Source organism: Muribaculum sp. NM65_B17, from assembly GCF_004793735.1.
GTDB classification, from domain to species: domain Bacteria; phylum Bacteroidota; class Bacteroidia; order Bacteroidales; family Muribaculaceae; genus Muribaculum; species Muribaculum gordoncarteri.
This window is the reverse complement of record NZ_SRYY01000005.1, coordinates 214,021-233,956: the sequence shown is the minus strand read 5'-3', so window position 1 is coordinate 233,956 and position 19,936 is coordinate 214,021. Positions and strand designations below refer to the sequence as shown.

General features: G+C 51.4%; 20 protein-coding genes and 1 riboswitch. Of the genes, 7 read left to right on the top strand and 13 right to left on the bottom strand.

What is annotated here, in order from left to right; all coding sequences use genetic code 11:
- Positions 1-4: 4 nt before the first annotated feature.
- The 5 genes from E5354_RS09300 to E5354_RS09280 form a co-directional block, all read right to left on the bottom strand.
- The gene (locus E5354_RS09300; protein WP_246863785.1) at positions 5-1,105 is read right to left on the bottom strand and encodes a DUF5074 domain-containing protein; all 1,101 of its coding nucleotides are present in this window, start codon (positions 1,103-1,105) and stop codon (positions 5-7) included.
- 61 nt (positions 1,106-1,166) lie between these two features.
- Positions 1,167-3,140, bottom strand: a complete 1,974-nt coding sequence (locus E5354_RS09295; protein ID WP_246863793.1) for a TonB-dependent receptor plug domain-containing protein — start codon at positions 3,138-3,140, stop codon at positions 1,167-1,169.
- Between the two features lie 93 nt (positions 3,141-3,233).
- Positions 3,234-3,440: riboswitch (cobalamin riboswitch) on the bottom strand.
- Positions 3,441-3,529: 89 nt separating this feature from the next.
- On the bottom strand, positions 3,530-4,915 hold the full coding sequence (glmM, locus tag E5354_RS09290) for a phosphoglucosamine mutase (RefSeq protein WP_135947282.1): 1,386 nt from the start codon (positions 4,913-4,915) through the stop codon (positions 3,530-3,532).
- 38 nt (positions 4,916-4,953) lie between these two features.
- Positions 4,954-5,532, bottom strand: a complete 579-nt coding sequence (locus E5354_RS09285) for a DUF4827 family protein (protein WP_135947281.1) — start codon at positions 5,530-5,532, stop codon at positions 4,954-4,956.
- 33 nt (positions 5,533-5,565) lie between these two features.
- Positions 5,566-6,594 (bottom strand): DHH family phosphoesterase, encoded by a 1,029-nt coding sequence (locus tag E5354_RS09280; protein WP_123396424.1) that lies wholly within the window; start codon positions 6,592-6,594, stop codon positions 5,566-5,568.
- A gap of 257 nt (positions 6,595-6,851) precedes the next feature.
- Between E5354_RS09280 and E5354_RS09275 the strand changes: the two genes are divergently transcribed.
- The 3 genes from E5354_RS09275 (at position 6,852) to E5354_RS09265 (ending at position 9,231) form a co-directional block, all read left to right on the top strand.
- Positions 6,852-8,498 carry a diphosphate--fructose-6-phosphate 1-phosphotransferase gene (locus tag E5354_RS09275; protein ID WP_135947280.1) on the top strand — a complete coding sequence of 549 codons (1,647 nt, stop codon included), beginning with the start codon at positions 6,852-6,854 and terminating at the stop codon, positions 8,496-8,498.
- Positions 8,499-8,723: 225 nt separating this feature from the next.
- Positions 8,724-8,975: a GlsB/YeaQ/YmgE family stress response membrane protein gene (locus tag E5354_RS09270; protein ID WP_123396422.1), complete on the top strand. Its 252-nt coding sequence runs from the start codon at positions 8,724-8,726 to the stop codon at positions 8,973-8,975.
- 37 nt (positions 8,976-9,012) lie between these two features.
- A complete protein-coding gene (locus E5354_RS09265) occupies positions 9,013-9,231 on the top strand; it encodes a YtxH domain-containing protein (RefSeq protein ID WP_135947279.1) in 219 nt (72 codons plus the stop codon).
- A 12-nt stretch (positions 9,232-9,243) separates the two neighbouring features.
- Here the strand turns inward: E5354_RS09265 and radA are convergent, their stop codons facing one another.
- Both radA and E5354_RS09255 read right to left on the bottom strand, forming a co-directional pair.
- Positions 9,244-10,614 carry a DNA repair protein RadA gene (gene radA, locus E5354_RS09260; RefSeq protein WP_135947278.1) on the bottom strand — a complete coding sequence of 457 codons (1,371 nt, stop codon included), beginning with the start codon at positions 10,612-10,614 and terminating at the stop codon, positions 9,244-9,246.
- Between the two features lie 5 nt (positions 10,615-10,619).
- The gene (locus E5354_RS09255) at positions 10,620-11,384 is read right to left on the bottom strand and encodes a TrmH family RNA methyltransferase (protein ID WP_135947277.1); all 765 of its coding nucleotides are present in this window, start codon (positions 11,382-11,384) and stop codon (positions 10,620-10,622) included.
- A 290-nt stretch (positions 11,385-11,674) separates the two neighbouring features.
- Between E5354_RS09255 and E5354_RS09250 the strand changes: the two genes are divergently transcribed.
- Positions 11,675-13,048 carry an SLC45 family MFS transporter gene (locus E5354_RS09250; protein ID WP_135947276.1) on the top strand — a complete coding sequence of 458 codons (1,374 nt, stop codon included), beginning with the start codon at positions 11,675-11,677 and terminating at the stop codon, positions 13,046-13,048.
- A 215-nt stretch (positions 13,049-13,263) separates the two neighbouring features.
- Here E5354_RS09250 and rpmA read toward each other — a convergent pair whose 3' ends face one another.
- The 6 genes from rpmA to E5354_RS09220 all read right to left on the bottom strand — a co-directional run bounded on the left by rpmA (position 13,264) and on the right by E5354_RS09220 (position 16,235).
- Positions 13,264-13,527, bottom strand: a complete 264-nt coding sequence (rpmA, locus tag E5354_RS09245) for a 50S ribosomal protein L27 (RefSeq protein WP_123396417.1) — start codon at positions 13,525-13,527, stop codon at positions 13,264-13,266.
- Between the two features lie 20 nt (positions 13,528-13,547).
- On the bottom strand, positions 13,548-13,868 hold the full coding sequence (gene rplU / locus E5354_RS09240) for a 50S ribosomal protein L21 (protein ID WP_123396416.1): 321 nt from the start codon (positions 13,866-13,868) through the stop codon (positions 13,548-13,550).
- Positions 13,869-13,998: 130 nt separating this feature from the next.
- Positions 13,999-14,577: a crossover junction endodeoxyribonuclease RuvC gene (ruvC, locus tag E5354_RS09235; protein ID WP_123396415.1), complete on the bottom strand. Its 579-nt coding sequence runs from the start codon at positions 14,575-14,577 to the stop codon at positions 13,999-14,001.
- 2 nt (positions 14,578-14,579) lie between these two features.
- The gene (locus E5354_RS09230) at positions 14,580-14,879 is read right to left on the bottom strand and encodes a DUF4286 family protein (protein ID WP_135947275.1); all 300 of its coding nucleotides are present in this window, start codon (positions 14,877-14,879) and stop codon (positions 14,580-14,582) included.
- Positions 14,876-15,436 (bottom strand): CD225/dispanin family protein, encoded by a 561-nt coding sequence (locus E5354_RS09225; protein ID WP_123396413.1) that lies wholly within the window; start codon positions 15,434-15,436, stop codon positions 14,876-14,878. The genes E5354_RS09230 and E5354_RS09225 overlap by 4 nt, the downstream gene beginning before the upstream one ends.
- 25 nt (positions 15,437-15,461) lie before the next feature.
- On the bottom strand, positions 15,462-16,235 hold the full coding sequence (locus E5354_RS09220; RefSeq protein ID WP_135947274.1) for a glycosyltransferase family 2 protein: 774 nt from the start codon (positions 16,233-16,235) through the stop codon (positions 15,462-15,464).
- A gap of 109 nt (positions 16,236-16,344) precedes the next feature.
- Here E5354_RS09220 and E5354_RS09215 point away from each other — a divergent pair, with 109 nt between their 5' ends.
- The 3 genes from E5354_RS09215 (at position 16,345) to E5354_RS09205 (ending at position 19,867) form a co-directional block, all read left to right on the top strand.
- The gene (locus E5354_RS09215) at positions 16,345-18,342 is read left to right on the top strand and encodes a protein-disulfide reductase DsbD family protein (RefSeq protein WP_135947273.1); all 1,998 of its coding nucleotides are present in this window, start codon (positions 16,345-16,347) and stop codon (positions 18,340-18,342) included.
- 121 nt (positions 18,343-18,463) lie between these two features.
- A complete protein-coding gene (locus E5354_RS09210) occupies positions 18,464-18,634 on the top strand; it encodes a DUF362 domain-containing protein (protein ID WP_016562641.1) in 171 nt (56 codons plus the stop codon).
- Positions 18,635-18,868: 234 nt separating this feature from the next.
- Positions 18,869-19,867, top strand: a complete 999-nt coding sequence (locus tag E5354_RS09205) for a class II fructose-bisphosphate aldolase (protein WP_123396409.1) — start codon at positions 18,869-18,871, stop codon at positions 19,865-19,867.
- Positions 19,868-19,936 lie beyond the last annotated feature (69 nt).

Sequence of the window (19,936 nt, the reverse complement as noted above, 5' to 3'; positions counted from 1 at the left end):
ATTATCAGTTGAAGAATACGGCAGCCTTAGGATTCTGGCCTCCGCAATCAAATTTCTCTACAAAAGTACCATCTTTTTTGAAACGGTACACATTTCCGTTGCTTTTGTTGTAGAAAGTGGTAGCGATGTAGATGTCACCGTTTCCGGGATTAATCGAAATCATCGAGATACTTGTCGACATAAGTTCGGCGGGGGCATTCTTCAAAAACGATGTGCTATTCATAGTTCCGGTCTTCACGTTATAGGACGAGAAGGTGTTGATAGTCGACACATCGGGCCAGTTTGAATAGTCGGTGCGTGAGTCAAGCAGGTAGACAACGCCGTCGTTGGGAGCCATCTCAGTTGCATAACCGATGCGCGACACCTTGTTGCCGTTTTTCGGATCAATCATCTGAAGCACATAGCTTTCAGCCGAGTAGTCCCATGAAATGAGGAACACCTTGTCGTCTTCCTCAACCAGCTGGTTGGGATTGGGCGTCACCTCGATGCTCTCCTTCACTTTGAAGGTGTTAAGATCGATGACAACGACATTGTTCAGGTGAATGAAGTTGCCGTCGACAATCTCGTAGGCATTCGACACATAGAGCATGTCGTCACACACAGCCATGTTCTCAAGATTCTTGCCTACGTTGGTGAGCTTTGACTCAATCTTCATGGTCGATGCGTTGATCTTGGCAACGATACCTCCATAGAACGAAGCGTATACATAACCGTCCTCGGCGACTATTGCGCGCACACCGCCCTTCAGCTCCGGATCGGCCGAGAACATTGTGCGGCCATCCTCGACGCAAGCGGCATTAACTCTCGAAAGATAGTTGGAGCCGTGTACGGCTATGAACACCTTGCCGTCGTACTCTATCATAGCCTGTCCTGTGTCGCCAAGACGGGCACCGTTCTGCTTGTAAAATATGTCATCGATTATTTCACCGTCGTGATTGGGAGCATAGAACTCAATTCCCGAGTTGTTCTCCGACTGAGTGCCCTGATTCATTATATAGGCACGAGCCTTCGGAAGCACGAGCTTCGAGCCGTCATCGTTCCAATCGTCATCATCGTCACTGCTGCAAGAAGTAAATGCGGTTGCCATTGCAAGCACACCGAGCATACTCAAAAATAATTTTTTTGCTTTCATAAGGTTATTACGTTAAGTTGATTGTTATGCTCTATCAAAATTTGAACGTACCAGTCACACGCCATGACCGTCCGGGCATGGGATAGTACTTTATGACATCATATTGCTTGTCGGTGAGATTTATTATTTCGCCCTGCAGGTCAAGTCTGTACCCGCGGAACAGGAATTCATGCGACAATGTGAGGGTGTGCTCGGCATATCCGTCAATCTTATTCACGGGAATGTTCTGCGACAGGCAGTAACGCTTGCCCACCCCCACTATCGAATAGCCCACATCAACCCAGGGCATGTCGATTACAGCCGACACATTCCCGCTGTGCCTGGGAGTGTAAGGCAACTGATGCTTGTAGCTCTTTGAGTCGGGATCGGTGAGGTCGACAGCCTTCTGAAACGTGTAGGCACCCGAAAGCGTCAGCTGCACCTTGCGGCTTAACGAGAATGCCGAGGCAAGCGTGATGTCGACTCCCGTCACATGCACCTTGCCGTAGTTGGCCATCGTCCATGCATAGGTTGTGGGGAAAGCGACAATCTTGTCGGTTACGTTATTGAAATATCCGTCGACGGTAAACGAGAGGTAATCCATGAACGATGCCGGCAGAATGCTCCATGTCACACCTATATTATATTCATCGGCCTTCTCGGGACGCAGCTTGCGATTGCCGAGGCGATAGTAGTAGAGGTCGTTGAACGTGGGAGTGCGGAACGTGCTCTTGTACATTGCCCTGAAATAGAGCTGCTCGTCACGCCAAGGCTGCACGCTCACCGACACTCCGGGCGAGAGCCGGCTCAGGTCGTCGGGCTTTTTGCCCGCCTTAACCCTTTCGTTGATATAGGTTCCGAGCAACACTCCGTTGACGGTGAGCCCATTGAGGCGGTAACGCACATTGAGCGCAGTCAGTGAGGTGTAACGCGTAGGGAACGGACATTCGGGCATAGTGCTGTGGAGAGTGTTTACGGCAGCATCCTGCGCCAATGCAATCTGAAGGGGCTGCACGGGACGATACACGGCCGAAGCCGTCACGTAGTACTCGTTCTGGCGATGTGTGGCCGAATATACTCCGTCGGAATACTGCGGTCCGAGATCACGGTCACGATTCCATCCGTAATTATACTTGGCCTGAGCCTGAAAGTTCCACTTGTCGGAAAACTCCTTTCGGTATTTCACCTGAACGAATGCGTTCTTGTCCCACAACGTTTCATCGGAAACGGGATTATACAATGTCACGGGGCCGGGCAGTCCTCGCTTGGAGTAATAGTAGTAACCCTTTACCTGCAAGTTGCTGCTGTCGGCAAATGTGTGATACAGATTGCCTTCGCCGTGCCATGATGTTATCGCCGAATTGTTGCGTCGCTCCTCGGTGACATACTTTCCGTTGACAAGCCTGAAGGGATAGTTGCCATCGGCTCTCATGTAATCGCCTTCGAGCGAAGTGACGGTGTTTTCGCCCAACTTCTGCCACCAACGCACTGCGGGAGTTATGTAGCCGAACGAGCCGCCCTTTATCTTCACTTGAAATGCCGACTTGTCGTCGCCGTCGAATACGGGCCGCTGGGTAACGATGCTCAGCACTCCCGCCGATGCATAGAGCTTTGCGGGCTGTAGCAGATCCTCGTTCTGCCCGATGGCAAGCGACAGCATCGACACATTGTCGAGCGAAAAACGCCCTATGTCAATCTGTCCCGCCTGACAATTGCTTACAGGCGCTCCGTCGTAACTCACTCCTGTGTGGGCCGCACCCATGTTACGCACCGACACCGTCTTCAATCCTCCCACGCCGCCATAGTCACGCACATTGGCACCGGCAAAGCGTCGCACTGCGTCGGCCATGTTCTGGATACCCAGCCGGGTAAGCTCCGTTCCTGAGAGAGTCTGCACAGGAGCCGCCGTAGAAACCTTTATGGGAGAGCGTCGGGCCTCTATGACTACATCGTCAATGCGCTGCATCGTTATGGAGTCATCGGGCACCGAAGCAACGGCAGCCTCCGCACTCAACGAATGCAGAACCATCCACACAAACAACGGCATGAAACACCGTGACTTCTTTAAGGTCAATTGCATTAAAAAGATAAATATGTGTTCTCTCGTCCTCGAAAGAGAATCATTACACAATGTGCAATTGGCAGGTCTTCGGACTTATTCCTGTCATCGGACGCCTTCCCAAAGCCGACATAAGAGCTTCAGTGGCCTAAGATACCGATGCATTGCCGGAAATTACCGCAGCGGGACTGTCCGGGATTCTCACCCGTGTTCCCTTTTTATCGCCGCACGCAGATAACGCGACAGCGAACCAATGCGAGCGCAAATTTATAACTTTTCCGCTAACTGTGCAAAAAAATCAAGGGTGCTGAACTGATTCAACGCCCTTGATTTCAAATAACTCATGGATTTACAGCCCCTTATGCAAGCGAAGCTATAACCGATTTTATATCCTGAGCAAGAGCATCGGCCTTCTCCATGGTCGACGCCTCGGAATAGATGCGTATTATGGGTTCGGTATTGGACTTACGCAGATGAACCCAGCAGTCGGGAAAGTCAATCTTCACACCGTCGATGTCGGTTATCGTTTCGGAAGCGTAACGCTTCTTTACAGCCTCGAGTATTGCGTCGACATCAATGTCGGGGGTAAGCTGTATTTTATTCTTTGCTATGGCATATTCGGGATAGGTAGCCTTGAGCTCCGACACCTTCTTGCCGCTCTTGGCCAGCAGTGTGAGGAACAGAGCCACACCCACCAGTGCGTCACGGCCATAGTGGGATGCGGGATATATGACACCGCCGTTACCTTCACCGCCTATCACGGCTCCGGTTTCCTTCATCTTTGTCACTACATTGACCTCGCCCACAGCAGCGGCCGAATATTCACAGCCGTGTCGACGGGTGACATCACGCAATGCGCGTGACGAGCTGAGATTGGAAACAGTAGAGCCGGGAGTGTGGCTGAGTACATAGTCGGCCACGGCCACAAGAGTGTACTCCTCGACAAACATCTCACCGTTTTCCATCACGATTGCAAGACGGTCGACATCAGGATCGACAACGAAGCCCACATCGGCCTTACCGTCATGCATGAGGTCGGCAATCTGAGTGAGGTTTTCAGGGATGGGCTCGGGAGTGTGGGCAAACTTTCCTGTAGCCTCGCAATTCAGCTCAATGATGTTCTTCACACCGAGGGCGCGAAGCAACTGCGGGATAACGATGCCGCCCACCGAGTTGACAGCGTCGACAGCCACGGTGAAGTCGGCCTTGGCGATAGCGTCGACATCAACGAGGTCAAGCGCAAGCACCGAGTCGATGTGACGGCGATTGTAGGTTTCATTGCTGTATACATGACCGAGAGCGTCTACTTCAGCAAACGAATAGTCGTCGGCCTCGGCAATTGCAAGCACCTCCTTGCCCTGAGCGTCATTCAGGAACTCACCGTTCTCATTCAACAATTTGAGAGCGTTCCACTGCTTGGGATTGTGCGAAGCGGTTATGATGATACCTCCGCAGGCCTTCTCCATGACTACGGCAAGCTCGGTGGTAGGGGTTGAAGCAAGTCCGATGTTGACAACATCGAAGCCCATGCCGGTAAGAGTTGCCGTCACGAGGTCGCTGACCATAGGGCCTGAAAGGCGTGCGTCACGGCCAACCACTATAGTGCGTGACTTGCGAGTAGTGCTGCCGCTTATGAAACGTGCATAGGCAGCCGTAAACTTAACAATGTCAAGCGGACTCAAACCTTCGCCGGGACGACCGCCGATTGTTCCGCGTATACCTGAAATCGATTTGATTAGCGACATGATTATATGTTTAGATTCAAAAAAGCGATTACTCTGCGTTAAATCTTGCTCTTGTAGTAGCGCACATTATAAAGATAAGGAATCACCGAGGCAATCTCATCGGTCAAGCCGTAGGCCGAACGCACAACGATGTTCACCTCGCAGCCGTAGCCGAGATAGTTCAAAGGCATCTGAAGTGCCTGACCCCATGCCGACGAGCTTGAAGTGTGGAAATTGAGGTAGCGGAACGATGCGTTGTTGTTGACATTCTCGGAGTTGTTCAACTCCTTTTCCAATTCGCCCGTGGCGGCATAAGTGTGAAGATTATAACGCATAAAGCGGAAATATACCAGGTCGTCGGCCTTGGCACGATTGTTCATGTCACCGCGATTGATGACCTGCATATATACCGAGCCGTCCTCGTCCATACGATAATAAGGAGCGTCTTTACCCACCTCAAACACTGAATCGGCGGGAACCGATCCAACTACGCGCTGATCGGCGAGAAATGCATTTATTGACTTGGTTTCGTTGTTAAGTCCGTCGGAATAGCTTTCATGATCGCTACATCCTATTGCCGAGAGGGCTATGAGCACTCCTGAGAACAATGAGATGAAAAAATTGCGAGTTATTTTCATATTTATTTCAAATTATATATAGTTTCAATTAAATCAATCGTGCAAATATCGGTCGTTTTCGGCAAGTGACGACATGAACACCTCAACCGCCTCATCGAGAGTGCCTTCAAACTCCCCTCCCGCGGCATTGACATGGCCCCCGCCGTTGAAATACTTCTCACACAGCTTGTTGACAGGGAAGTCGCCTTTGCTGCGTGACGACACCTTTATATAACGCTTGTCGTCGCGCAAGAACACTGAATAGGTCACCTCGGGTATCGCCAAAGGCGCGTTTACAAGTCCCTCGGTGTCACCCTTCTGATAGTCATAGTCGTCAAGCTCCTTCTGGGTCAATGTAATCAACGCGGCCTTGTGCTCGGGGAATATCTGCATCTTCGTTCCTACGGCATATCCGTTAAGGCGCAATGTCGACACTGTCTTGGTGTCCATTACACGCTTGTATATCTCGTCCTTGTTGATTCCCTTGCGGATAAGCTCGGCAATCACCACGTAGAGGTCGGGGTCGTTGGAGTTGTAAGAAAAGTTGCCCGTATCGGTCATCATGCCCGTATAGATGCACATTGCAGCCTTGCGGTCAATGAGGTTAAACAACTCAAGACGGCACAAAAGCCTGAACATCAGGATGGCAGTCGACGACTGGTCGGGATGCGATATTATGACATCGGCGAAATCCTCGGGGTCCTGATGATGGTCCACAAGCACTTTAGGAGCCGATGATGATGCAAGATCGTCGCGCATGTGGTCGACACGATACAGCGAGTTGAAGTCGAGGCAGAATATAAGGTCGGCATCGCACAGCAACTGGCGAGCAAAGTCGGTATATTTTGAATAAGGCACAATATCCTTTGCTCCGGGAAGGAAGCGCAGAATCTGCGGCGGAATGTCGGGCGTGACAACACGTGCCTCCTTGCCGATGGCCGCAAGAACGTGCATAAGCCCGAGCGACGAACCGATAGCGTCGCCGTCGGGCGACATGTGACATGTAATCACTATGCGTTCACTGCGGCCAAGCAGCTCACGCACAGCCTTAACCTTGGATTCTTGAATTATTTGTCGTAACATGCAAGAATGGCTTTCATAATTTTAAGGTGCAAATATACTCAAAACACTCGACATACACCACCAAAATTATACAAATACCGACTATCGGCAAGTGAATGTAAGTTAAACAATCGACATCAGCGCCGCTACGAATAATACAAATAGGCATTTTTAGTTAATGAAAAGGTTGATAATCTGATATTTTTTTGCGAAATTTGCAGTCAAATTGTATTTTCATACTTGAAACATATATATTATTAATTTATAACAACTTACTAATGAAGAAGAGTGCACTTCAAAAAGCTCGTGCGGCCTATCAGCCCAAGTTGCCGATAGTGCTCACCGGTGCGGTTAAGGCCGTAGAAGGCAAAGCCACAAATTCAGTTGCTGATCAGGAGGATATCCAAAAACTGTTTCCCAACACTTACGGTCTACCCGAAATACATTTCGAGAAAGGTCCTGCCGTAAAGTCAGCGCCCATCAACGTAGGTGTAATTCTGTCAGGAGGTCAGGCTCCCGGCGGACACAATGTAATCAGCGGTCTGTTTGACGGAATAAAGAAGGTGAATCGCGACAGTCGTCTATACGGATTCCTTATGGGTCCCGGCGGATTTGTTGATCACAAATACATGGAACTTACGGCATCATACATCGACGAATACCGTAACACCGGAGGATTTGACATAATCGGTTCAGGCCGTACAAAGCTTGAAACAAAGGCACAGTTTGACAAAGGTCTTGAAATCCTCAAGAAGCTCAACATCAAGGCACTCGTAATCATTGGCGGTGACGACTCCAACACCAACGCCGCCATCCTTGCCGAATACTACAAGTCGATCAACGCAGGCGTTCAGGTAATCGGCTGCCCCAAGACTATCGACGGCGACCTGAAGAACGAGATGATCGAAACCTCATTCGGTTTCGACACCGCAACCAAGGTCTACAGCGAAGTAATCGGTAACATCCAGCGCGACTGCAACTCATCGAAGAAATACTGGCACTTCATCAAACTGATGGGCCGCTCGGCAAGTCACATCGCCCTTGAGTGCGCACTCCAGTGCCAGCCCAATGTGTGCATCATCTCGGAAGAGGTTGAAGCCAAGAAGGAAACCCTCAACGACATCGTAAACTCAATCGCCGATGTGGTTGCAGCACGTGCCGCCAACGGCAACAACTTCGGCAGCGTCCTCATTCCCGAAGGTCTTATCGAGTTCATCCCCGCAATGAAGGCTCTTATCGCCGAACTCAACGACCTCCTCGCCGACAACGCCGAAGAGTTTGCCAAGATCGACCGTCAGAATCAGCTCAGCTGGATTGTTGACCGTCTGTCGAGCGAAAACGCATCGATATTCAACTCACTTCCCGAAGGCGTCGCCCGTCAGCTCTGCCTCGACCGCGACCCCCACGGCAACGTACAGGTATCGCTCATCGAAACCGAGAAGCTGCTCGGCGAGATGGTGGGCCGTCGCCTGAACGAGATGAAGGCCGAAGGACGCTACGTAGGCAAATTCGCTTCGATGTTCCACTTCTTCGGATATGAAGGCCGTTGCGCCGATCCCTCAAACTTCGACGCCGACTACTGCTACGCACTCGGATTCAATGCCGCTTGCCTCATCAACGCAGGAGTCACCGGTTACATGTCGAGTGTGCGCGGACTCACCAAGCCCTCGGTACAGTGGACAACAGGCGGTATACCCATCACCATGATGATGAACATGGAGCGCCGTCACGGTGCCATGAAGCCTGTTATACAAAAGGCTCTCGTAAAACTTGACGGAGCACCCTTCCTCAAGTATGCCGCTCAGCGTGACACATGGGCAATCAACACCGACTTCATCTACCCCGGCCCCATCCAGTACTTCGGTCCGGCTGAAGTGTGCGACCAGCCCTCACTCACTCTTCGCTACGAGCACGAAAGCCGCTAAGCCCGTTGTGAGGTGACCTACACAAGTCACCCGCATCGCCAACGCATAAAACCCGACTCACAGCTTGCAGAGATCGCCCTCGGGGGAGCACTTCCGCTCTCGGGCGATCTCTTTTTATATGCACATGACAATCTAATAGATGTTAAAACCAATCGAAGAGGGTCAAACATTTTCACAGCCCGGGGGGTTATATGGTAAATAATTAAACAACAACTATACCCGACTATGAATTTTATCTGGTTTATACTTATCGGCATCGTTGCCGGAGCTCTTGCCGGCAAGCTGATGCGAGGCGGTGGATTCGGATGGATTCTGAATCTGCTGCTCGGTATTGCAGGCGGTGTACTTGGCGGATGGCTGTTCGGACTGTTCGGCATATATACCGACAGCCTCATAGGAAGCCTCATCACCTCGACCGTAGGCGCCATTGTAGTGCTATGGATTGCGTCGCTCGTCAACCGAAGCATAAACAAGTGACGACAACCCACGTTCTAACATTAAAATATAATTTATTATGAAGAATTGTCATCTATTTTTCACAGGCCTCATTCTCGGCGCTTTGACCGGTATTTACGCTGAGCGGTATTCACGCACAACTTCACGCGGACGCAAGATACGCCGAGAGGTAAACCGCACCCTGCGCGACCTATACGGTGACGCACGCGAGCGCATAGGCCGTGTAAAGGAATCGGTCGAAGACAAAGTCGACGAAATAGCCGACGCAGCAAAATAGCAGCTTTTTTATTTATGCAAATAGAGCGCGAAAGGCCTCCTCGACTTTAGCTACCTCGACAATCTTAATTTTAAGTCGGGATGTGTCGAAGCCTTTCATATTGTTCTTAGGCACAAGAATTGTGCTGAAACCCAACTTTTCCGCCTCAAGCACTCGCTGTTCTATGCGAGTGATGGGGCGGATTTCTCCTGAAAGGCCCACCTCACCCGACATGCACACATCGCGTGGCACGGCCATGTCGACATTGGACGACAGAATCGCGCATATAACGCTCAAGTCGAGAGCCGGGTCGTTGACCTTGAGTCCACCCGCTATATTGAGAAACACATCCTTTTGGGCGAGCTTGAACCCCACCCTCTTTTCCAGCACCGCAAGCAGCATGTTCATGCGCTTTGAATCAAATCCCGTAACCGAGCGCTGAGGAGTTCCGTAGGCGGCTGTCGACACCAGCGCCTGAGCCTCGATGAGAAACGGCCTGACACCCTCAAGCGTAACGCCGATGGCCATGCCCGAAAGTTCACCGTCGTCAGCCGACTGCGACAGAAGCAGTTCCGAAGGATTGGATACCTCGCGCAATCCGCGCTGCACCATCTCATATATGCCAAGCTCTGAAGTCGAGCCGAAACGATTTTTTATCGATCGCAATATACGGTACATGTAGTGGCGGTCGCCCTCAAACTGAAGCACGGCATCGACAATGTGCTCCAGCACCTTGGGGCCCGCAATTGAACCCTCCTTATTTATATGACCGATCAGAATAACCGGTGTGCCCGAGGCCTTGGCGTAACGCAGCAGCTGGGCGGCGCACTCCCTGACCTGACTCACACTGCCAGCCGATGACTCGATGGCATCGGAGGCAATCGTCTGTATCGAATCGACCACCACCAATTCAGGCTCCACCTGCTTGATGTGACCGAGAATGTTTTCAAGCGATGTGTCACACACAATGTAGCAGTTGTCGCTGAGCCGCCCTATGCGGTCGGCCCTCATCTTAAGCTGACTCGCGCTCTCCTCGCCCGACACGTAAAGGATGCGCTTGCCGCGTATCGACAGAATGTTCTGTAACACAAGCGTCGACTTGCCTATGCCGGGTTCACCGCCTATAAGCACTATCGAACCCGCCACAAGACCGCCGCCGAGCACCCTGTTGAGCTCCTCGCTTGGCATGTGGAGCCGCGTTTCCTGCCGTGTTTCTATCTGCGATATGGGCAGAGGGACAGCCTTGCTGTCACGCTCAAATGTGGCGCTCTTGTTTCCCTTGACATTCACCCGCTCCTCTATCATGGTGTTCCACTCGCCGCAACCGGGGCATCGGCCTATCCACTTGGGCGACTCGTTGCCGCAGTTACTGCAATACCACATCGACTTTACCTTATTAGCCATAATCCTTAACAATAAATACGACGACGGAACTCGGCTACGGTCACAGCCGCAGCCATCCCCACGTTAAGCGACTCACTTGTCACCGCTCCGGGAGGAAACGACGGGATGGTGAGCCTCGACGATACGAGTCGCTCGACATCGGGCGATATGCCCTGACCTTCGTTGCCAAACACTATCATGCCGCAACCCGACAGCTCGGAGCTGTAGATGTCGTCACCGTCAAGGAAGGTGCCAAACACGGGCACATCGTCGAGCCGTCCAAGCATATCGACAAGCGACTCATAGCACACCTTCACCCTTGAAATGGCACCCATGGTAGCCTGTACAACCTTGGGATTGTAGACATCGACAGTGTCGTGGCTGCATACAATCTGGCGGATGCCAAACCAATCGGCGATGCGCATTATGGTTCCGAGATTGCCCGGATCCTGAACACGGTCAAGCACTATCGTGAGGTTGTGCCTGAACTCCGACTCGTCCAGCTCATTGCTCGGTATGTCGTAGACGGCCATCACTTCGGGCGGAGTGGAGAGGTGGCTCATGCGCTCCATGTCGGCACGTTTCACCGTCACCGGCTCCACGGCGCCGATTTCGGCATGATGACGCTCAATCCATGCCGATGTGGCAAATAGATAACGGCATGAAAAATTGTGCAGCGTGTCGAGCACGCATTTAGTGCCTTCAGCCACAAACAGGCCGTTGTCGCGACGCGCCCGGGCGTTGTCAAGCGATGCAACGAGTTTGCGAAGATTATTGGTGAGTTCGACCATGATAATTAAAATTTCACACACGAAATTAGGCAAAAGTGCATATTCCGGCAAATTCTTGTTTAAAAAACATTTATAAATGCGTTTTTTTAAATATAAAAGGCTCCGACAACACCCAAATTTATGTTATCTTTGTAAAGTTATTCTAAAGATACTTGTAAATTCCACGTTCAACTGATGCGTCATCGCTCACCCGCGACCAAACGCATGAGGCGATTTCGTTATTTCTACGAGTCTTTTTAGATTGTGTCTCTAATTATTATTTCTACTTTTTATCACCATTTTTATTACTCATGGAAGCAAAAACGAAACCAGACCTCGGATTTTGGAAATTATGGAATTTAAGCTTCGGGTTTTTCGGCGTACAGATAGCCTACGCGTTGCAAAGCGCAAACATATCGCGAATATTCGCCACTCTTGGCGCCGACCCTCATGAACTAAGTTACTTTTGGATTCTGCCGCCTTTGGCAGGCTTGATAATTCAGCCCATCGTGGGCACACTCAGCGACCGCACATGGAATCGCTTCGGTCGCCGCCTTCCCTACCTCCTGTTTGGCGCAATACTCGCCGTAATCGTCATGGCACTGCTTCCCAATGCCGGAAGCTTCCACTTCGCCGTGGCCGGCGCACTCATCTTCGGAGCATTCGCATTGATGTTCCTCGACCTGTCGATCAACATATCCATGCAGCCGTTCAAGATGCTCGTAGGCGACATGGTCAACGAGAAGCAGAAGGGCCTCGCCTACTCCATACAGAGCTTCCTGTGTAACGCAGGCTCGGTTGTGGGCTTCGTGTTCTCCTTCGTTCTGGCATGGATAGGCATAAGCAACACCGCCGAAGGCAATCAGGTACCCGACTCGGTGACCTACTCATTCTATCTCGGCGCGGCCATCCTCATAGCCTGCGTCATCTACACCTTCTGCAAGGTGAAGGAGATGCCTCCAAAGGAGTATGCCGCCTACCACGGCATCACCAAGGAGCAGGACAACGAAAAGAGCAACTTCGTGCAGCTGCTTGTCAAAGCGCCCAAGGTGTTCTGGACAGTGGGCCTTGTGCAGTTCTTCTGCTGGGCCGCATTCATGTATATGTGGACTTACAACACCGGCGGTGTAGCCGAGCAGGCTTTCGGCTGGGACGCTTCGCAGGGCACCAAGGTAGCCAACTACCAGGAGGCTGCCAACTGGAACGGAATCCTGTTTGCAGTCCAGGCAATCGGTTCGGTAGTGTGGGCCGCCGTACTTCCCAACTTCAAGAATCGCCGTTTTGCCTACTGCCTCAGCCTCCTAATAGGTGGCATAGGATTCATATCGACGCTCTGCTTCCACGACAAATGGATGCTCTTCATCAGCTACTTCCTTGTGGGAACAGCCTGGGCCGCAATGCTCGCAATGCCTTTCACCATCCTCACCAACTCTATCTCGGGCAAGCACATGGGTGCATATCTCGGCTTGTTCAACGGCACGATAACCATACCCCAGATTGTAGCCGCAGCCCTTGGAGGTGCCGTGTTCGGACTGCTTGGCGGTCAGCATCAGCTCAACATGATAGTGCTTGCCGGTGTACTGCTTATAATAGGAGCCGTGTGTGTATTCTTCATCAAGGAAACCTACGCCGAGAAGCATGAACTGGAAGTTGATCCTTACATCGACGAGAACGCCGAAATATAAAAATATGCAATCCCGTTGATTGCACAGTGTAAATTTATCAGTAGCCGCGGATTGGTCATAAGCCAATCCGCGGTTTCGTTTATATCTAAAAGGAAAGAGGCGGCCATGCAAGCGACGGCTACATGAACATACTCAAAAGTCTATAAAAGAAAACGGTGCAGCTTCGTTGACCGAAGCCGCACCGATATTCGTCTTTGCTGATTAGCCGACAGGATTTATGCCTTTTCGTCGGGAGTTACGTTGATGAACTGGCGTCCATTCTTACCCTCGGTGAAGAGAACAACACCGTCAACAAGCGCATAGATTGTGTGGTCCTTACCCATACCCACATTAAGACCGGGGTGATGAACAGTACCGCGCTGACGCTTGATGATGTTACCTGCCTTAGCGTGCTGACCGCCAAAAATCTTAACGCCGAGTCGTTTGCTTTCCGACTCACGTCCGTTCTTAGAACTACCTACACCTTTTTTATGTGCCATTTCTTTAAGATTTTAATGGGTTAAGCTACTAATTCTTTAATCACAATCTTGGTGAAGTACTGGCGATGTCCGTTAAGACGGCGATAGCCTTTGCGTCTTTTCTTCTTGAAGACAAGTACCTTGTCACCCTTTACGAGAGGCTCAGCCACTTCGCAAACAACCTTTGCTCCTTCAACGGTAGGAGCACCAACTTTAACGTTACCGTCGGCTTCGCAGAGGAGAACGCGGTCAAACTCTACTGAGTCGCCCTGCTTCTTGTCCTCGCCGAGATAGTGAACATACAAGAACTTACCGGCTTCGGCCTTAAACTGCTGTCCTTGAATTTCTACAATAGCGTACATCTGTTTATAAAAAATATTACAGGTTAACTCCGTCAGGCGAGCAATCATGCATGATTGGCTTCTTTATTCCGGGCCTGCGCGGAAAAATAGCGCACAAAGTTACTACTTATTTTTCAATAATGCAACACCTTCAATGCACTCTATCAGGATTTTTCGCAATAAATTCCTTCCACGAGCGAGGGCCGCGTGCAATCTCGGGCTTTCCCGACTCATAGAAGTGGCACAATGCGGCTCCGAGCGCATCGGTGGCATCGAGCTCGGGAAGCAGGTTCTCGGCAGGGATGTTGAGGATGCGCCTCAGCATATCCTGCACCTGCTCCTTGGCGGCGGCACCGTTGCCGGTTATGGCCATCTTGATTTTTCGCGGCTCATACTCGGTTATGGATATGTCGCGGCTTATCGCGGCGGCCATGGCCACACCCTGGGCGCGGCCAAGCTTGAGCATCGACTGAACGTTTTTGCCGAAGAAAGGGGCCTCGATTGCCATCTCGTCGGGGAGATACTGCTCGATTATGCCCGTGACACGGTTGAATATGTGGCCAAGCCTCAGATAGTGACTGTCAAACTTGTTAAGCTTTATGACACCCATCGCTATCATGGCCGGCTTGGAGCCCTTGACGCCGAGGATTCCGTAGCCCATAACATTGGTGCCAGGGTCTATACCTATTATAATACGGTCCCACTCGGCAAGTGATTCGTTACGCTGCATCGTCACACAAGTTCCTCCATGAATGTGGTGAAATGAACCATGCGCTCGCCCCATCGCTTGGCGGCAGCGGAAAGAAGCTCGGGAGCGACAGCGTTGTCCCAATGCCGTGCCGCATCATCGTCGGCAAACCGAAGCTGAACGGCATAACCCGCACCGGCCTCAATCTCGACAAGCAGTCGCATAACCATCGACGACACATAGCCCGTCGACTTGACGGCAGCAGCCACATAACAATCGCGAGCCCACCCTTCAAATTCCGATTTGAGAGCGGGCTCCACGTAAAAGGTGGTGTTTACTATCATTGCAGATTGTTTATAAATCCGGTTGCAAACATGACAATCGTGTAGATGATGTTTACAGCCAAGCCCACTCCGACACCTATCAAAGTCCACTTCTTGGCATCGGCCGAAGCCTTATAGGCCTCATCGTAACGGCCGGCATTCCAAAGGCTGTTGACATTGGAGGCCTTCACGATACCCACGATACCGAAGGGCAGACAGCAGCAGAGCGTACACAGAATCGACTCCACGAGCCAGTTCTTGGGAGGAACGCCCATCGACATGGGATTGTCGCCGGCTGCATACTGAGGCTGCTGGTAGGGCTGCTGATATTGGGGTTCGCACGGAGGCACGGGAGGCATCGAGCCCTCAGCCTGGCATGCCGAGCTATAATCAACAGGAGGTACCGGAGGCATGGCTCCGCCGAGAGCGCAACGAATCTCCTCGATGCTGTCGGCGCGCTTCCAGTCGGCCATTCCGTCACACCACACAAGGTCATCTCCCTTCAACCCGCGAGCAACAAGCTGGTCAACCTCATAGGGTCCGACGGGCTTTTCATTTTCTACAACGTAATATCTCATAATTAAATTATTAATGTAATTTCAACTAATCGGCACATGTCAGCGCCTTGCCGCGAGCCTCTACTTTACGCTGCTTCAGGAATCGGGGCAGGAAAGCGAAGTGCCTCATCAGCGTGGGGAAGAAGCCGTAGTAATAGCACATTATCCTGAATCGCTCCATGAGCGAAGCCTTGCGATTGGCCGTGGTGACTCCCTCGCTCAGATAATCTATTATCACCGCAGGCACGTAGACATTGCGCCGCGAGCGCTGAAGGCACCTTATGCACCACTCGTAATCTGACGAGAACCTGTATTTCAGGTCATAGTCCTGAGCAAGCTTTCGCAACACTACAAATGCCTGATGACACACAACCATTCCCGTAGCAAAACTCTGCAGCGTCAACTCATCAGGCGCCGTGAGATGACGCGGAGCTATGAACCGACGCTCCGAATCGACAAGGTCAGTCTGCCCGTAGACGATTCCGGGATAGTCGTTGTCCATTATCGCCGAAGCGAGCTTCTCAAGCGTATCGGACGAGTGAAAAGCATCGCCCGCATTGAGAAATATCAGATAATCTCCCCGCGCCACTGCCATTGCCTTATTCATCGCATCATATATGCCCTTGTCGGGACTTGAGTAGATGCGAGCCTGAGGTATTCCTGCATCAATGGCCAGCTTGAGAGTCTTGTCCTTGGACACTCCGTCCATTATTATATACTCAAACAGCTTGCACGATTGTCCCGCTACACTTTCGAGAGTGGCAGGCAACGTAGAAGCGGCATTGTAAGTGACGGTTATGATTGAAAATAATGGAGCCATAATACAGCATAACGTGCTTTCGGTTCAGAAAGCAAATATAGCATAAAAATCGAATTCCATCAAAATATTTTCAGTATCTTTGCATCAAAATAAAATAAAACCAATAAACATGAAGCGTAAGATAGCGTTTTTCATCACTTTAATCTACTTTTCCATACTCAGTGCATCGGCACAAATAGTCAATCCCGTAAAGTGGACCTCGTCAATTGAAATGACCGACGGCGTTCACGGCACGATTGTGCTGTCGGCTAAAATCAACTCCGGCTGGCACATGTACTCCCACGACGTCGACCCCGACATAGGCCCCACCCCGCTGTCAATACAGTGGGACAAGCTCGACGGCGTGAAGCTCGACGGCGACTTCAAGGCCGACAAAGCGGTTCACACCGAATTTGACGAACTGTTTGGCGCCAACCTGAGCTGGTGGACCGAAAGCGTAGTCCTGCGCCAGCCCTTCACCGCCACAGCGGCCAAATTTGCAATCGAGGCAACGATACGCTACTCGGCCTGCAACAATGAAAACTGCATCCCGCCCACAAAGGAAACTGTGATATTGAGCGGAACAGCCAAGCTCCCCGCCGCACAGCCCGCGGTTGAGGAAAAAGCTGCACCCGACACCATAGAAACCGCCACTCTTGACGAGGTAATCGCCGACGACGAGGTGAAACCCGAAGTCGATGCCGACCGCCTGTGGGCGCCCGTCACCTACAGCGACTCCGACACCCACGACGACTATTCGTCGACATCGCTTTGGTACATATTCTTCGCATGCTTCATCGGCGGATTCGTGGCCCTGCTCACCCCCTGTGTATGGCCCATGATTCCCCTCACGGTAAGCTTCTTCCTCAAGAAGGGCAAATCAAGAGCCCGCTCGGTAACCGACGCATTTGTCTACGGACTCTCAATCATCGTCATCTACCTGCTGCTCGGCCTGCTCATAACTGCCATATTCGGCGCAAGCTCGCTCAACGCGCTCTCGACAAGCGCCACCTGCAACATCATCTTCTTCCTGCTGCTCGTAGTGTTTGCAATATCGTTCTTCGGAGCATTCGACATAAAACTCCCCGCTTCGTGGGCCAACAAGATGGACAGCTCGGCCGAGCGCACAACCGGCCTGCTGAGCATATTCTTCATGGCGTTCACCCTCACTCTGGTGTCATTCTCCTGCACAGGCCCCATCATCGGCACACTGCTCGTGGAGGCCGCAAGCACAGGCGACAAGCTCGGCCCGGCCGTAGGCATGTTCGGCTTCTCGCTCGCACTGGCAATACCCTTCTGCCTGTTTGCAATGTTCCCGTCACTGCTCCAGAGCGCACCCCGTTCGGGAGGATGGATGAACACCGTCAAGGTGGTGCTCGGCTTCATCGAACTTGCCCTTTCGCTCAAGTTCCTCTCGGTAGCCGACCTCGCCTACGGATGGCACATACTCGACCGTGAAACATTCCTCGCCCTGTGGATTGTAATCTTCGCGCTGCTCGGAATGTATCTCCTCGGCAAGTTCAACTTCTCACACTACGGCCCCGCCAACTCAAGCATAGGCACCGTGCGATTCTTCCTCGCCATGGCATCGCTGTCGTTCAGCGTCTACCTCGTGCCCGGACTTTGGGGCGCACCCCTGAAGGGCGTCAGCGCATTCGTGCCGCCGCTCTACACCCAGGACTTCAACCTCTACGGAGGCGGATTCACCGAATATGACGACTACGACGAGGGTATGGCCGCCGCCCGCAAGGAGGGCAAGCCCGTGCTTATCGACTTCTCGGGCTACGGCTGCGTGAATTGCCGCAAGATGGAAGGCAAGGTGCTCGACGACACCAATGTACACGCCATGATCGAAAACAACTTCGTGGTGATAAAGCTGATGGTCGACGAGAAAAAGAGCCTGCCCGAACCCGTCTACGTTGAAGAGAACGGAAAGAAAGTGCGCCTCGACACCTACGGCGATCGTTGGAGCTATCTGCAACGTTATAAATTCAACGCCAACGCACAGCCCTACTACGTTATCCTCAACGATGACGGAGAGTTGATTTCAGGCCCGTTCTCCTACGACGAAAACATCCCCAAATTCACCATGTTCCTTGAAAAAGGCATCAAAAACTACAAGGAATGAGGCAGTTGGAAATTATTGACAAATTTTTCATACAATAATAGCCGTAATTAGAATAAAACATTTAACTTTGCAACGTAAAGCAATAAACTAATTCGTATAATAATCTAAAATTTTAATTATCATGGCTTACGTAATCACTGATAAATGTGTAGCTTGCGGAACTTGTCTTCCTGTTTGCCCCGTTGAAGCAATCTCTGAAGGTGACATCTACCACATCGATCCCGACACTTGCATCGAATGCGGCAGCTGCGCTGAAGTTTGCCCCAGCGAAGCAATCGTTCCCGGAGAATAATAAACTGCACATATTACCGGAATACAAAAGCGGAATCGTCAACAGGCGGTTCCGCTTTTACGTTTCATAGCGTCAAGCGTGTGACATGCTCAATTATAGAAAGTTTACACGTTTTTTGTCTGAATTTTTTTGCGACATGGAGCGATTATGCTTATCTTTGCAGATGTAAAATGCCCATGAAAGGGCGCAACATAACCGAACTTTTAATTTATTCACTTAAATATCAACAAAACAATGGTAAGTTACAAAGATCTTGGCTTGGTCAACACCCGTGAGATGTTTGCTAAGGCTATCAAGGGTGGCTACGCAGTACCCGCTTTCAACTTCAACAACATGGAGCAGCTTCAGGCTATCATCAAGGCTGCTGCCGAAGATAAGTCACCTGTAATCCTTCAGGTATCAAAGGGTGCTCGCAACTACGCCAACCCCATTCTTCTTCGTTACATGGCACAAGGCGCTGTTGAATACGCCAAGACCCTCGGTTGGGAACATCCCCAAATCGTGCTTCACCTCGACCACGGTGACAGCTTCGAGCTCTGCAAGGACTGTATCGAACACGGCTTCTCGTCAGTGATGATTGACGGTTCTCACCTCCCCTACGAGGAAAATGTCGCCCTCACCAAGAAGGTAGTTGACTACGCTCACCAGTATGATGTAACTGTAGAAGGCGAGCTCGGCGTACTTGCCGGTGTTGAAGATGAGGTATCATCTGACCACCACACCTACACCGACCCCGAAGAAGTTATCGACTTCGCTACCCGCACAGGTTGCGACAGCCTCGCTATCTCAATCGGTACTTCACACGGTGCCTACAAGTTCAAGCCCGAGCAGTGCACCCGCAACGCCGACGGCAAGCTCGTTCCCCCGCCCTTGGCATTTGACGTGCTCGACGCCGTTATGGAGAAGCTCCCCGGATTCCCCATCGTTCTTCACGGATCTTCATCAGTTCCCCAGGATGAGGTTGACACCATCAACAAGTATGGCGGCAAGCTTCCCGATGCAATCGGTATCCCCGAAGAAGAGCTCCGCAAGGCTTCAAAGAGCGCTGTTTGCAAAATCAACATCGACTCCGACAGCCGTCTTGCCATGACTGCTGCAGTTCGCAAGACTCTCTTCGAGCACCCCGAAGAATTTGACCCCCGCAAGTACCTCGGCCCGGCTCGCGACAACATGGAGAAGCTCTACAAGCACAAAATCGAAGCCGTTCTCGGCAGCAAGGACAAGGCTCTCTAATAGACCGCAATCCTTATGACATAGCCGGCTCCGCAGAATCAACTGCGGAGCCGGTTTATTTTTACACCT